The following is a 15881-nucleotide window of genomic DNA, read 5'->3' on the forward strand; positions in this document are numbered from 1 at the left end:
AATTTTATGTTGATATAGCTCTTTTAATTAGTGAAGGTATTTTAATGGTTGATTCTTCTTATATGTGTCCTTCTAGTGCTTTTGTTCCTAGAGTTTCTTATTCCAGGTCGATTGATTTAAAAGATTCTTTGTTGGATTTGGTTAAAGTCCAAAAGGGATCATATAATTCCTTTACTCCTAATAATGAGAGTAATGAAAGACTTGAAGCTATCTTTCATACAATTTTTCCAATATCTGATCCTTTGCATAGGGCTACTATCGAGTTTTTGAATTGTAGGGTAGATGATCTTAAGTATAATGAATCTGAATGTATAAAACGTGGTATAACTTTTTCTGCTCAGGTTATTGCTTCTATACGTCTTGTTATTATGCAGGATGGTGTTTCTCTTGAAAAATATCAAGAGATTAAAGAAGGTGATGATCATTCTAAGCTTGCAATTGTTATAAAATCTGCTGAAGAGCAGGAGGTTCGCTTTTGTGAACTGCCTATGATGACTGATAAAGGTACTTTCATCATCAATGGCGTAGAGAAAGTTATCGTTTCACAAATGCATAGATCTCCTGGAGTGTTTTTTGATAGTGATAAGGGAAAAACTTACAATTCTGGCAAATTGATCTATTCTGCCAGAGTTATTCCTTATAGAGGTTCTTGGCTTGATATTGAGTTTGATGTTAAAGATCATTTGTATTTTCGTATTGATAGAAAGAGAAAGTTGCCAATATCAGTTTTATTAAAGGCTTTGGGCTTATCAAATAATGACATACTTAATAAATTTTATGAAAAAATAGAGTATATAAAACATAAAAGTGGTTGGAAAGTACCTTTTTTCCCTGATAAATTCAAGGGAGTGAGGCTTCCTTTCGATTTAAAGAATGTTGAAGGCAATGTGTTACTTAAAGCTAACGTTCGTATTACTTCGAAATTAGCTAAAAATCTATATGATAACGGGTTAAAAGAGTATCTAATTCCTTATGATTCTATATGTGGTTTATTTCTTGCAGAAGATTTAATAGATAGTGCTAGTTCTACAAAAATCTTATCTGCTGGTGAATCTATAAAATTAGAGGATATAAAAAAGCTTGAATTATTATCTATAGATAAAATATCAGTGTTGAACATAGATAATGTTTCTGTTGGACCTTACATATTAAACACACTTTTCTTAGATGAAAATATGTCTTATGAGAACGCTCTATATGAAATATATAAGGTTTTGCGTCCTGGTGAAGTTCCCGTTTTAAAGATAGTAGAGGAGTTTTTTCGTAATCTTTTCTTCAGTCCGGAATATTATGATTTGTCTAACATTGGTAGATTAAAACTTAACTCTTGCCTTGGGTTAAATTATGAGGAAAATTTAACTACTTTAACACATGAAGACATTATTGAAATTATAAGAAAAATAGTATTGTTACGTGATGGTCAAGGATCTGTAGATGATATTGATCATTTAGCAAATAGAAGAGTCCGTTCAGTTGGAGAGTTTATAGAAAATCAATTTAGAACTGGATTATTAAAATTGGGACGGGCAGTAGTTGATTCTATGTCTACTTCTAGTTTAGATAAAGTCTCTCCATCTGATTTTATAAACCCAAAAGTGTTAACCAATGTCTTAAGAGATTTTTTCAATTCTTCCCAATTATCTCAATTTATGGATCAGACTAATCCATTATCTGAAATAACACATAAAAGAAGGTTGTCGGCGTTAGGTCCTGGTGGTTTAACAAGAGAGAGAGCGGGATTTGAAGTGCGTGATGTTCATCCAACTCATTACGGAAGAATTTGCCCTATTGAAACTCCTGAGGGGCAGAATATAGGCTTAATTAACAGCTTAGCTATATACGCTCGTATTAATAAATATGGGTTCATTGAAAGTCCTTACAGGAAAGTAGTTAATAAGATTGTTACTGATCAAATCAAGTATCTGTCTGCTATAGATGAAGGTTTATATTATATAGCCGATACCAGCGCAAAGCTTGATGAAAACAACTGCTTTGTTGATGATATGTTGTACTGTAGGTATGGTGGTACCTTTGTAATGGTAAATAGTAATCAAGTAAGTTACATTGATTTATCTCCTAAGCAGGTAATATCGGTTGCTGCTTCTTTAATTCCATTTTTAGAAAATGATGATGCTAATAGAGCGTTAATGGGTTCAAATATGCAGCGTCAAGCTGTACCTTTATTGAAGCCTACTGCTCCTTTGGTTGCTACTGGTATGGAGTCTTTCGTAGCTTCTGGCTCTGGTGCTGTAGTTTTAGCAAAACGTGGTGGCATAGTTGACAGCTCAGATAGTAACTCTATAGTTATACGTGCTTTTGACAAAGAAGGAATTGACTACTTGGATGTAGATATTTATCATCTAAGAAAATTTCAGCGTTCTAACCATAATACTTGTATTAACCAGAAACCACTGGTGCATGTAGGCGATTGTGTTAAGGAAGGTGATGTGATAGCTGATGGCCCTGCTATTAATAACGGTGAATTGGCACTTGGCCAAAACTTGCTAGTCGCTTTTATGTCTTGGCAAGGTTATAATTTTGAAGACTCAATCATTATTTCTAGTGAAGTTGTTAAAAAAGATCTCTTTACTTCTATTCATATAGAAGAATTTGAATGTGTTGTGCATGACACTCCTTTAGGGTCGGAAAAAATAACTCGTGCTATACCCGGTGTTAATGAAGAAAATCTTTATCACTTGGATGATAGTGGTATAGTGAAGGTTGGTACAAGAGTTGGTCCAGGTTATATTTTGGTGGGGAAAGTTACACCTAAGCATTCTCTTTCATTGCCTCCTGAGACAAAATTGTTAATGACAATTTTTGGCGAAAAGTCATTCGATTGTGTGGATTCCTCTTTATATACATCTCCAGATATTGAAGGGATAGTGATTGATGTACAGGTCTTTACACGCAGAGGGGAAGAAGAAAACGAAAGGGCGTTTCTTATTAAGCAAAAAGAGGTAAATGATTTTGAGAAAGAGCAGGACCATATAATCAATGTTATTAATCAATATTTCTATGATGAATTAAGAAAAATTCTTATTAATTCTGGTTCTCAAGATCGAGAAAGTATTAATTTTATTGAACGTGAGGGATGGTGGGATATAGGATTGAAAAATCAATCTATTTCTAAGCAAGTTGAGAGCTTAAAAAAAGATTTTGATGAAAAAGTATCACATGCAATAGCAAACTTTAAGCGAAAAGTAGAAAAATTGCATGAAGGTTATGATCTGCCTCAAGGTGTGTCGATGTCAGTAAAAGTTTTTATTGCTGTAAAACATAGTTTGCAGCCAGGGGATAAAATGGCTGGTAGACATGGAAATAAAGGTGTGATTTCTCGAGTTGTTCCAGTAGAAGATATGCCTTATTTAGAAGATGGTACTCCTATTGATATTATTCTTAACCCTCTTGGCGTTCCTTCACGAATGAATGTAGGGCAAATATTGGAAACGCATGTAGGTTGGGCTTGTAAAAAATTAGGAGAAAAAGTAGGCAATATTCTTGATGAGATCAATAAAATCAAACGTGCTTTTTGTAAGGCAATTAGATCTCTCAGTGATGATGATTTTGTAAAATTTGCAGCAGTATATCTTGATAATAAAAAATTTGAGGATATTAATGATGATGAAATAACGGCTTCTATTTTAGATATGCCTAATAAGGATGAATTAAATAATGAATTGACTACATTAGTAGAAAATTATTTTAACTCTTGTAAAGATGCACACAGTAGTTTACGTCACTTCCTGATCAAGGTTTATAGTTGTGGCAGTAATTTATCTATTTGTAATAATATTCGCGATATTAATGATAATCACCTCATTGAATTTGCGTATAAGTTGCGTAATGGCATTCCTGTTACTGCACCTGTATTTGAAGGTCCAAACGATGAACAAATAGTAAAGCTATTTGAACTTGCTGGATTGGATAACTCTGGGCAAGTTGTATTATATGATGGTTGCTCGGGTGAGAAGTTTGATCGCAAAGTTACAGTTGGTTACATGTACATGCTTAAGTTGCATCACTTAGTAGATGGTAAAATTCATGCGCGTTCAGTGGGACCTTATAGTTTGGTTACTCAACAACCTCTTGGAGGAAAGTCTCATTTTGGTGGTCAGCGTTTTGGTGAAATGGAATGTTGGGCATTGCAAGCCTATGGTGCTGCTTACACTTTGCAGGAAATGTTAACTGTGAAGTCTGATGATATTAATGGCAGGGTTAAGATTTATGAATCGGTAATAAAAGGTGACAGTAACTTTGAATGTGGAATTCCTGAATCCTTTAATGTCATGATAAAAGAGTTGCGTTCCTTGTGTTTTAATGTGGATTTGAAGCAAAATGACATAGTAATTGAAGATATATCTCATACTAACATCGCGCAATCTTTTAATGAGGTTAGCATTTCCATTGCTAGCCCTGAAAGTATTAAACGTATGTCTTATGGAGAGATAACGGATGTTTCAACCGCAAACTACCGTACATTCAAAGTTGAGAAAGGTGGATTATTTTGTCCTAAAGTTTTTGGTCCTGTCAATGATTATGAATGTTTATGTGGAAAGTACAAAAAAAGAAGACATAGGGGCCGTATATGCGAAAAATGTGGAGTAGAAGTTACATCTTCTAAAGTAAGAAGAGAAAAAATGGGTCATATAGAGCTTGCATCTCCTGTTGCTCATATATGGTTTTTGAAGTCACTTCCTTCAAGAATTGGAGCATTATTAGATATGTCTCTTAGAGATATCGAAAGTATTTTATATAGTGATAATTATGTTGTAATAGATCCTCTTGTTTCCTCTTTTGAAAAAGGTGAAATTATTAGTGAGAAAGCTTATAATGAAGCTAAAGATAGTTATGGGGTCGATAGCTTTATAGCTATGCAAGGTGTTGAAGCTATAAGAGAATTGCTAACACGCCTTGATTTACATCAAATTAGGAAGAATTTAAGACAGGAGTTAGAGTCTGTTGCTTCTGAAATGAGAAGAAAGAAAATTATAAAGAGATTACGTATTGTTGAAAATTTTATCAAGTCTGGAAACAGACCTGAGTGGATGATACTTACAGCTATACCTATTTTACCACCTGACTTGCGTCCCTTGGTATCGCTTGAAAGTGGTCGACCTGCAGTTTCTGATTTAAATCATCATTATAGAACTATTATTAATAGAAATAATAGATTGAGAAAATTGTTAAGTTTAAATCCTCCTGAGATTATGATTCGTAATGAGAAAAGAATGTTACAAGAGGCAGTTGATTCTCTTTTTGATAATAGTCGTCGTAATGCTCTGGTAAATAAAGCTGGCGCTACTGGATATAAAAAGTCTATTAGCGATATGCTGAAAGGAAAGCAAGGTCGTTTCCGTCAGAATCTCTTAGGAAAAAGGGTAGATTACTCTGGACGTTCTGTAATAGTTGTTGGTCCAACTTTGAAACTAAATCAGTGTGGATTACCAAAAAGAATGGCTCTTGAGTTATTCAAACCTTTTGTTTACTCAAGGCTTAAAATATATGCTATGGCTCCAACTATTAAATTTGCTAGCAAATTAATAAGAGCAGAAAAGCCAGAAGTCTGGGATATGCTTGAAGAAGTAATAAAAGAGCATCCTGTTTTGCTAAATAGAGCGCCTACGCTACACAGGCTTGGTATTCAGGCTTTTGAGCCAGTCCTTATTGAAGGTAAAGCAATACAGCTTCATCCACTTGTTTGTACAGCATTTAACGCTGACTTTGATGGTGATCAAATGGCAGTGCATGTGCCAATTTCATTGGAAGCTCAACTTGAAGCTAGAGTGTTGATGATGTCAATTAATAACGTTTTAAGTCCTTCTAATGGAAGACCGATTATAGTTCCTAGCAAAGATATAGTGCTGGGTATATACTACCTAACTTTACAGCAACTTAAGGAGGATGATTTACCACTTTTTTGTGCTTTTTGTGAAGTTGAGCATTCCTTAAACAACGATACTCTACATATTCATTCTCATATAAAGTACAAAATGGAATACATCAATAGCGATGGAAATATTCAGTATAAAACTATTTGTACAACTCCTGGACGTTTAATATTATGGCAGATTTTTCCTAAACATGAGAATCTAAGCTTCGATTTAATAAATCAGGTATTAACAGTTAAGGAAATAACTAGTATAGTTGATTTAGTATATCGTAGCTGCGGTCAAAGTGCTACAGTGGTATTTTCTGATAAATTGATGACACTTGGCTTTGAGTATGCTACATTTTCTGGTACTTCTTTTAGTCGTTGCGATATGGTCATACCTGAAACTAAAGCTACACACGTTGATTATACAAGGGGTGAAATTAAGAAATTCTCTGCACAGTATCAAGACGGGCTAATCACTAAAAGTGAGAGGTATAATAAAGTTATAGATGAGTGGTCTAAGTGCACAGATATAATAGCGAATGATATGTTAAAAGCGATATCTGTGTATGATGAAAATAGTAAGTACAATTCAATATATATGATGGTTAGCTCCGGTGCAAGAGGTTCTACTTCCCAGATGAAGCAGTTAGCAGGAATGCGAGGGTTAATGACCAAACCTTCTGGTGAAATTATAGAAACACCTATAATTTCTAATTTTCGCGAGGGATTGAATGTATTTGAATACTTTAATTCTACTCACGGTGCGCGTAAAGGTTTAGCTGATACTGCACTTAAAACTGCAAACTCTGGATACTTAACTCGTCGCTTGGTTGATGTATCTCAAAATTGCATAGTTACAAAACATGACTGTAAAACGAAAAATGGCCTTATTGTAAGAGCTATAGTTGAAGGGAGTACTATAGTTGCATCTCTAGAGAGTGTTGTACTGGGTAGAACAGCTGCAAATGATATGTATAACCCAGTAACCAAAAAGTTATTATTAAAAGCAGGGGAATTAATTGATGAAGATAAAGTAAAGCAAATCAACATTGCAGGTCTTGATGCTATAAAAATTAGATCGCCTTTAACTTGTGAAATAAGTCCTGGTGTGTGTTCTTTGTGTTATGGAAGAGACCTTGCAACTGGTAAAATTGTTTCAATAGGTGAAGCAGTTGGTGTTATCGCTGCTCAATCTGTTGGAGAGCCAGGTACTCAGTTAACGATGCGCACTTTCCATATAGGTGGGGTAATGACTAGAGGTGTTGAATCCTCAAATATTATAGCTTCTATTAATGCTAGAATAAAATTAAACAATAGTAATATAATTATAGATAAAAACGGAAATAAAATTGTGATAAGCCGTTCCTGTGAAGTCGTCTTAATTGATAGCCTTGGTAGTGAAAAATTGAAGCACAGTGTGCCTTATGGTGCTAAACTTTATGTAAATGAGGGTAAGTTAGTAAAAATTGGTGATAAAGTTGCGGAATGGGATCCGTATACACTACCTATTATTACGGAAAAGACTGGTACAATATCTTATCAGGATTTAAAAGATGGAATTTCGATCACTGAAGTGATGGATGAATCTACAGGAATATCAAATAGAGTAGTAAAAGATTGGAAATTGCATTCTGGTGTAGCTAATTTACGTCCTCGTATTGCACTGCTTGATGATAATGAAAAAGTAATAACACTTGCAAGTGGTGTGGAAGCATGTTACTTTATACCAGTTGGTGCAGTGCTTAATGTACAGGATGGCCAAAAGGTTCATGCAGGTGATGTTATCACAAGAACGCCGAGAGAGTCAGTTAGAACTCGTGATATTACTGGTGGTTTGCCCAAGGTTATAGAATTATTTGAAGCACGTCGTCCTAAAGAGCATGCTATCGTTAGTGAAATAGACGGCTATGTAACGTTCTCTGAAAAAGATCGTAGAGGAAAACGCAGTATAGTAATAAAGTCTGTAGATGAGCAAGTTTCTCCAGTTGAGTATTTAGTATCAAGGAGTAAGCATGTAATAGTCAATGAAGGTGATTTTGTGCGTAAAGGTGATTTATTGATGGATGGTGACCCTGATCTTCATGATATTCTACGTGTGCTTGGGATAGAAGCGTTAGCACACTACATGATTTCTGAAATACAGCAAGTTTATAGATTGCAAGGTGTGCGCATAGATAACAAGCATTTAGAAGTGATCTTAAAGCAAATGCTGCAAAAAGTAGAAATTACCGATCCTGGTGATACTATGTACTTAATTGGAGAAAATATCGACAGGCTGGAAGTTGATAGAGAAAATGATGCTATGAATAACTCTGGAAAAAGACCTGCTCATTATCTTCCTATTCTGCAGGGAATTACTAGAGCAAGCCTTGAAACTAATTCCTTCATTTCTGCTGCCTCTTTCCAAGAAACAACAAAAGTACTTACAGAAGCAGCATTCTGCGGAAAGAGTGATCCTTTAAGTGGGTTGAAAGAAAATGTTATAGTAGGAAGATTAATTCCTGCTGGTACGGGTCTGGTTATGAATAAGGTGAAAGCACTTTCGCTTTGTGAAAATATAGATAAATATGAAAAATATTTTGATATTGAGACTTATGACGAAAAATTGCTGAGTGATAATAGTTATCAACTACATTCTGATGAAGAAGAGAGTGTGGTGGCATCGCACTATGATCAGTCAAATTGAATATAGCTAATGAGGCAGTATGTTTAATCTATTTTTAACTAAAAAAATCAATTATATTTTCTTTCACCTCTGTGCTGTCTGTCATGTTATTTACTCTTACACGAAATTCAGATGAGTTTTGAAGCCCGCTACTGTACCATCCTATATGTTTGCGGGCCATCTTTATTCCTGTGTCGCTTCCATAGTACTCAAGAATACTGTCACAATGCTTGAGTATTATGCTTAATCTCTCTGAGGCTGTTGGCTCAGAAACTTTATTTCCACTCAAAAAGTTTATTGCTTGATTAATCAGCCAAGGTTTGCCGTAAGCACCACGACCTATCATTACTCCATCTGCCCCAGATTCTTTAAGTGCACTTTGAACATCATTCAAACTCTTAATATCTCCATTTACTATAACTGGAATTTTTACCTGCTCTTTAACATTTCTAACGAATTTCCAATCTGCTTGACCATTATAAAGCTGTGCCCTTGTCCTTCCATGTACAGTAATCATCTTTGCTCCCAAATCTTCTGCAATTTTTGCCAAGCGCGGAGCATTGCGATTTTCGTCATTCCATCCAGTACGCATTTTTACTGTAACTGGCACACTCACTGCCTTGACTACAGCTTCTATTATCTCAGCAGCCTTTTTTTCATCACGCATAAGTGCTGATCCTGCGTAACCGTTTACAACTTTTTTAACTGGACAACCAAAATTTATATCTATGATTTTTGCACCCATGTCCTCATTTAACTTTGCAGCTTCCGCCATAATATCAGGCTCACAACCAGCAAGTTGTACAGCGGTTAGTTCATCGACTTTTGCTTTTTGCATGCTCTGGCGAGTTTGCATGATCATAGCTCTGCTTGCAATCATTTCTGAGACTAGCAAACTTGCACCAAGTTTCTTTACAATACTTCTAAACGGATAATCAGTCACTCCAGACATTGGTGCTAAAATAACTGGAGAATCAATAGTTAGATTTCCTACTTGGAGAGACACAGGCTTTCTAGTTGCTAAAAAATGTATTTTTGACACTGTTACAAGCCATTATTATAGCATCTTGCAGAGATGAACTTGTGGCAGGTTGTGTTTCCTCTTTCTTACTATCTTCAAGACTAAGCTGCTGTAGAGCATCATGTAAAATTCCACCTTCAGCAATAGCTTCTTTCCACTCTTCGTCCTCCATAAGTGCTTTTGCGAACTCTCTTCTCTTCTCGTGCAATTGTCCTGGCCTAGGCTTGTAATTTGATAACTCTCTGTCAATTTCATCAAATGATTTATCCTCGTTGAGCATTTCCGTAATCCTATGAGCATTTTCTAAAGCAAATACTCCACAATTACAGCCATCTTCTTGCTGATCAACCGCAGAACTCTTTATGCTATCATTTCCTATCTCTAAGGTTTCCTGCAATATGCCCACTATATAACTAGTATCAATTGGCTTACTAACTAACTTATTTCTATCTTCTCTTGCATGACCTAATGTTTTTTCAACATCATCTTTTTTCTCTTTAAGGCTAGCATTATCTGGATTATTTTCTCTTTCCCGTATTAAACTTCCCACCTCCTTACTTAAGGGTACTAGACACTTCTCAGCAATCTCATTAGCAAGACTTATATCGTCTTTTACCTTTCCTTCAACCTCATTTGATAATTTATTACCAAATGAGTCACAATAATAAGCTCTAAATTGTCTGTTACCATTACATGTGACTATCAGTGTTACCCAGTGATTTCCTCCTAAATTAATAATCGAGGCAAAGATTTTTTTTGTGTTCCCTTGTTCTATTTTATACTCTTCCAGTTTTGAGTTTAAAGTACTCACATCACCAGGAATACAAAAAAGTACATTGCCACTTGAATTTTCTGAATAGTTATATACAGCTCTTGCAATATGAGAAATATCATGTTCTTGTAGCCAGTAATAGTAATTTTCTCTATTTGTCTGATGCATAAGAGTTTGTAAATCTTCATGAAACTCTTTGCCACCCAAACCACTATCTCCTGAAGCGATTGAACTTTTACGACTATTGTTCCTTGAGATAGGTTCACTGCCTGGTATAATACCACTATCTGTAGATGGAGAATAGGAATTTCTACGTACCCTCTTATCCGAATCATCTGTTTTTCTTGATATAGTATCTAGTCCACTATCCAGTGATTTACTTCTTGTGAATTTTTGCTCTTTTGGACTCTTTTCTTCCTTTACAGCTACTTTTTCATTGATGTAACTCTTTGCCAAGTGAAATAAAGGCTCAACGACCATTTTGTATGTCACTGTAAGCACTATTCCCATCAAAATCCAAGCTATAGGATGAAAAATTAGCATAGCAAGTGGTAAAGTTAAGAAGGTAGATCCTATTATTAATCCCAAACAGCCAATGGTAAATGTAGTTGCCAGATATATACCAAAAGCATAGACAGCAAATCTTCCACCAGCCTTAAGTTTGGTGAAGTGAGTACTCTCTTTAAATTTATTATATCTTTCTATGATGCCTAACATATTATATTTCACGTTTATCAATTCTAGCAAATTATGAAGGTAAAATCAATATTAGCATTTATATGTAAAAATATTGAGCATTAAAAGCTTTTGAAGTACAGTAATAATGTTAGTAATAGCACAATATATGCATGATATAGAAGATATACGCAAAAACCATGAAGGATTTGAAAAGGCAATGAAAAGCAGGGGGATAAGAGAGTTTACTGCAAAAGAGGTATTAGAAATTGATCACAAGAAAAGGTCATTAACCACTAAATTGCAAGATTTAAATAGGCAGCGCAATGAAATCACAGAGGAAATAAAGAAGCTTAAAATAAACAAAAATCCCTGTGAAAAGCAAATAGAGTTGTCAAAAAGTATCACAAATGAGATAGAAGCAATCAGCTTAAAAGAGCAAACGGAGAAAGATAACTTAATGAATATCTTATCTAACTTACCAAATATCCCTGCACAAAACGTGCCAACAGGTGAAGATGAGAGCTCCAACGTAGAAATCAGAAAATATGGAGAAAAAAGGCAATTTAGTTTTATGCCAAAATCTCATTATGAGCTCGGAGAAAGGTTAGGCTTGATGGATTTTGAGCAAGCAGCAAAAATTTCTGGATCAAGGTTTACAATATTAAAAGGACAGTTAGCTAAGCTTGGACGAGCATTAATAAATTTTATGCTGGAAACACATGTTAATGAATTTGCCTACACTGAGGTGTACCACCCAGCCCTGGTAAAAAACGAGGCGATGTATAACGTTGGTCAGCTACCAAAATTTTCCGATGATTCATATTTAACTGCCGATGAGTTAAGATTAATTCCTACAAGTGAAGTATTTTTAACAAATTTAGTTGCTGACAAAATAATAGAAGAAAAAGAACTGCCTATTCGTTTTACTGCATATTCAGAATGTTTTCGTAAAGAAGCTGGCAGCGCAGGACGAGATACAAGAGGTATGATAAGGCAACACCAATTTGGTAAAGTGGAGTTGGTAAGCATCACAACTGAAGACCAGTCAAATGATGAGCTTGAACGCATGACAAATGCTGCTGAGGAAATATTAAAAAAATTAGAATTACCGTATAGAATAGTGCTGCTTTGTAGTGGTGATATGGGCTTTGCTGCACAAAAGACTTATGATATAGAGGTGTGGTTACCTGAGCAAAATAAGTACAGAGAAATATCAAGCTGCTCAAATTGCGGTACGTTTCAGGCAAGAAGAATGAACACTAAATACTTCTTAGAAACTGACAGAAAAACAAAAAAATACGTTCACACTTTAAACGGCTCAGCTTTAGCCATAGGAAGAACAATTGTTGCCATAATGGAGAATTATCAAAATTCCGATGGGTCAGTTACAATACCAAACGTGTTGCAAAGATACATGAGTAATGATACTGTTATAAGCAAACAATAATTTTGACATATAGAAAAGCGAGGAAATAAAGATGAAGGTTCTGGTTGTAGGTTCTGGTGGGCGTGAGCATGCTTTACTTTGGGCTCTAAAGAAGTCTCCTACCTTGACTAAGTTATATGTTACTCCTGGTCGCCCGGCCATGGAGAATTTTGGAGTTCTTGTGAATATAAATATTCAAGATTCAGTGGATGTTACACAATTTTGCAAGAAAGAAAATATAGAGCTAGTAATTATTGGCCCAGAGCAACCGATAATTAATGGACTTGCTGATGATTTAACTGCGGAGGGGATAAACGTTTTTGCTCCAAGTCAAGCAGCTGCAAAACTTGAGGCATCAAAGTCTTTTACGAAGGAACTATGTAAACAATATGGTATACCGACCGCCAAGTATGAACGTTTTATTGATGAAAGGTTAGCTAAAAATTTTGTCCGTAGTAATAAAATAAAATTGCCGCTTGTAATTAAAGCAAATGGAATTGCAGCAGGGAAAGGTGTCATAATATGCCATACAGAAAATGAGGCTTTTTCAGCAATAGATTCAATGCTAGTGGAGAAAAATCTTGGTGAGTCAGGTGAAGAAATAATCATAGAAGAGTTTTTAATTGGAGAAGAAGTAAGTTTTTTTGCTCTTGTTGATGGGTTGAAAGTAGTAACTCTTGGATGTGCAGAAGATTATAAGAGAGTTGGTGAAAATAACGAGGGACAAAATACTGGAGGCATGGGGTCATACTCATCACCTTCGATTATAAGTAAGGAGATGGAGCAAAAAATTATCCAAAAAATAATATATCCTACAATTCAAGCACTGACTAACATGGGAACATCCTATAAAGGAGTACTCTTTGCTGGTTTAATGATTTGCAAAGATAGTCCAAAGCTTCTTGAGTATAATGTTAGGTTTGGGGATCCGGAAATACAATCTATGTTACCTAGACTTGATCCAAATTGTGATTTGCTAAAGTTGATGTTGTCAGTTGCAGAAGGCAAGTTAAATACAAAAATGGTGGAGTTTAATCACAAAACTACAGTTTGTGTAGTCGTTGCAAGTAAAGGCTATCCTGGTGATTATCAAAAAGGAGAGGTAATTAAAGGATTAGATAAAATTGAAAACATTCCTGGAGTGCTAGTATTTCATGCTGGTACTAAGCTAGATGAAAATGGTAATTGGATTTCCGATGGCGGAAGGGTACTAAATATAGTAGGAGAAGGAAACACTGTGGAAGAAGCTAAAAGTAAAGTGTACTCAGCGTTAAATTTTCTAGAATGGCCAGGTGGGTTCTTCAGGTATGATATTGGTAGTTAATGTTAGCTCATACAGAAACGAAAAAAGTCACTTTACAAGCAGTAATACGGATAATTAAAGAAAAATATCAACTAGATTTATAGTCTATTACTACTGTTCTTGCAATTTTATCATGAAGAAACTGTTTGCGTTTGTCAAAGATTGCAAACCACCCAGAAATGCGTCTAGTTAAGAGAGAAATCATAGTAAGAATAACTTCTCTAGAAACACATCTAATTATTGCTTGCATGAGGGTGACGGTTTTTAAATGTGTTCGCATGTTTCATATGAATACCACATAGCAATTGTCCTGGAGTACCACTGAATCTTGTTATCAATAGTGCTTCTAGTACTAAAGTGGATATTACCGTAAAGGACACGCATAATAGTTTGTATATGTTAGGGTCAAAAGCCTCTTCTTTGTTAGCACTATAATGTTGTATTATAAAAAGAAAAGTGATTAGACACATTACTGCTGTCATGATAAAGCGGTCAATTACATCTGCTAAAGAGCGTTTTGTAATCCCTGCATAACTCACTTCAGTATCCATACACCCTCCTATTTTCATAATGTCATCATATAATATAAAAATACGTTATTAAATAACCGTAAATATACTAACTTGGGTAATATTAGCTACTTGTGCCACTCTATTATTTAAATTAATATTAAATCATTTATCACTAGGAAAGTTATGTCAACACCAATCACAGTTGCGTATGGCGATGGTATCGGGCCAGAAATTATGGAAGCGGTGCTGTCGATATTGCGCGAAGCAGAAGCGAAGATCTCAATAGATATTATTGAAATAGGTGAGCGTGTTTATAGTAAGGAATGGTCTCACGGAATCTCTCCAAGTGGTTGGGAGTCAATTGAAAGGACAAAGATATTACTCAAATCTCCGACAACAACTCCTCAAGGTAAAGGGCACAAAAGCTTAAACGTTGCACTGAGGAAGAATTTAGGGTTATATGCAAATATCAGGCCGTGTATTTCGTATCATCCTGTTATAGAAAATAAATTTGATAAGTTTGATATCGTGGTAATACGCGAAAATGAAGAGGACGTTTACACGGGAATAGAGCACAGGCTCACTGGTGATTCTTACCAATGCACTAAAATTATTACTAAGTCAGGTTCAGAGAAAATATGCAGGTATGCTTTTGAATACGCGAAAAAACACAACAGAAAAAAAGTAACTTGCCTAACTAAAGACAACATAATGAAGATGACTGATGGCACCTTTCATGCGGCGTTTGATCGCATTGCAGCAGAATACCCAGATGTAAAAGCAGAACATTATATAGTTGATATTGGAATGGCACGTGTTGCCACAGAGCCTGAGAATTTCGATGTTATAGTAACCGAGAATTTGTATGGTGATATATTATCAGACATAGTGGCACAAGCCTCTGGATCTGTAGGACTCGCTGGAAGTAGCAATATAGGTAATGGATATGCAATGTTCGAAGCAGTGCATGGTTCTGCTCCTGATATTGCAGGAAAAAATATAGCTAATCCTTCAGGACTTTTAAATGCTGCAGTGCATATGCTAATTTACATAGGTCAAGCTGCTACTGCAAAACTAATTTATGATGCGTGGCTGAAGACTTTGGAGGATGGAATACATACTGCTGATTTATATAAAGAGAAAAGGAGTAAACAAAAAGTTGGTACCAAAGAATTTGAAGAAGCCGTTATAGATAATCTAGAAAAGAAACCTGGAATATTACCTGAGCTTGTAATTGGTAGCGGTGCAGATAGTAAAGTGAACAAAACACAGAATGAATATGAACAGGATTACAAAGTTAGAAAATTGGTTGGTAGCGACATAACGCTTGCTTGGAACAAATCTAGCAACTTTGATCAAATAGTTAGGTTATTTGAATCGAGTAATTTGCAAATGATAGCAATATACTCAAAAGGTCTTGCAATTTGGCCAGGAAGTTCAGAATCTTCAAGTGATCAAATAACCTGCAGGTTTATCGCAAATAATGGAAAACAAGCTATTACAAATAGTGATGTAAATAACCTACTAATAAAACTTGAAGAAAATAGCTTTGATGTAGTGAGAATGGATAAGTTGTATTTATATGATGGGAAAGAAGGGTTTTTCTCTTAATGATCATTGAATATT

7 protein-coding genes are annotated in these 15881 nt (G+C 35.2%); 4 read left to right on the top strand and 3 right to left on the bottom strand.

Annotation, left to right across the window (positions count from 1 at the left end):
• Positions 1-44: 44 nt before the first annotated feature.
• Complete coding sequence (locus ABWU62_RS07465; RefSeq protein ID WP_353288003.1) at positions 45-8564, top strand: DNA-directed RNA polymerase subunit beta/beta'; 8520 nt, start codon at positions 45-47, stop codon at positions 8562-8564.
• A 34-nt stretch (positions 8565-8598) separates the two neighbouring features.
• Here ABWU62_RS07465 and dusB read toward each other — a convergent pair whose 3' ends face one another.
• Together dusB and ABWU62_RS07475 are read right to left on the bottom strand one after the other, a co-directional pair.
• Positions 8599-9549 (bottom strand): tRNA dihydrouridine synthase DusB, encoded by a 951-nt coding sequence (gene dusB / locus ABWU62_RS07470; RefSeq protein WP_353288193.1) that lies wholly within the window; start codon positions 9547-9549, stop codon positions 8599-8601.
• 7 nt (positions 9550-9556) lie between these two features.
• Positions 9557-11053, bottom strand: coding sequence for a hypothetical protein (locus ABWU62_RS07475; protein ID WP_410542197.1), 1497 nt, complete (start codon positions 11051-11053; stop codon positions 9557-9559).
• 127 nt (positions 11054-11180) lie between these two features.
• On the opposite strand from ABWU62_RS07475, the gene serS reads away from it, so the two are divergent.
• Together serS and purD are read left to right on the top strand one after the other, a co-directional pair.
• Positions 11181-12461, top strand: coding sequence for a serine--tRNA ligase (gene serS / locus ABWU62_RS07480; protein WP_353288194.1), 1281 nt, complete (start codon positions 11181-11183; stop codon positions 12459-12461).
• 31 nt (positions 12462-12492) lie between these two features.
• Positions 12493-13764 (top strand): phosphoribosylamine--glycine ligase, encoded by a 1272-nt coding sequence (purD, locus tag ABWU62_RS07485; RefSeq protein WP_353288005.1) that lies wholly within the window; start codon positions 12493-12495, stop codon positions 13762-13764.
• Between the two features lie 212 nt (positions 13765-13976).
• Here purD and ABWU62_RS07490 read toward each other — a convergent pair whose 3' ends face one another.
• Positions 13977-14294, bottom strand: coding sequence for an RDD family protein (locus ABWU62_RS07490; protein ID WP_353288006.1), 318 nt, complete (start codon positions 14292-14294; stop codon positions 13977-13979).
• 144 nt (positions 14295-14438) lie between these two features.
• Here ABWU62_RS07490 and icd point away from each other — a divergent pair, with 144 nt between their 5' ends.
• On the top strand, positions 14439-15866 hold the full coding sequence (icd, locus tag ABWU62_RS07495; protein WP_353288007.1) for an isocitrate dehydrogenase: 1428 nt from the start codon (positions 14439-14441) through the stop codon (positions 15864-15866).
• Positions 15867-15881: the final 15 nt, after the last annotated feature.

Source organism: Wolbachia endosymbiont (group B) of Gerris lacustris (assembly GCF_964028355.1).
In the GTDB taxonomy this organism is placed as follows: domain Bacteria; phylum Pseudomonadota; class Alphaproteobacteria; order Rickettsiales; family Anaplasmataceae; genus Wolbachia.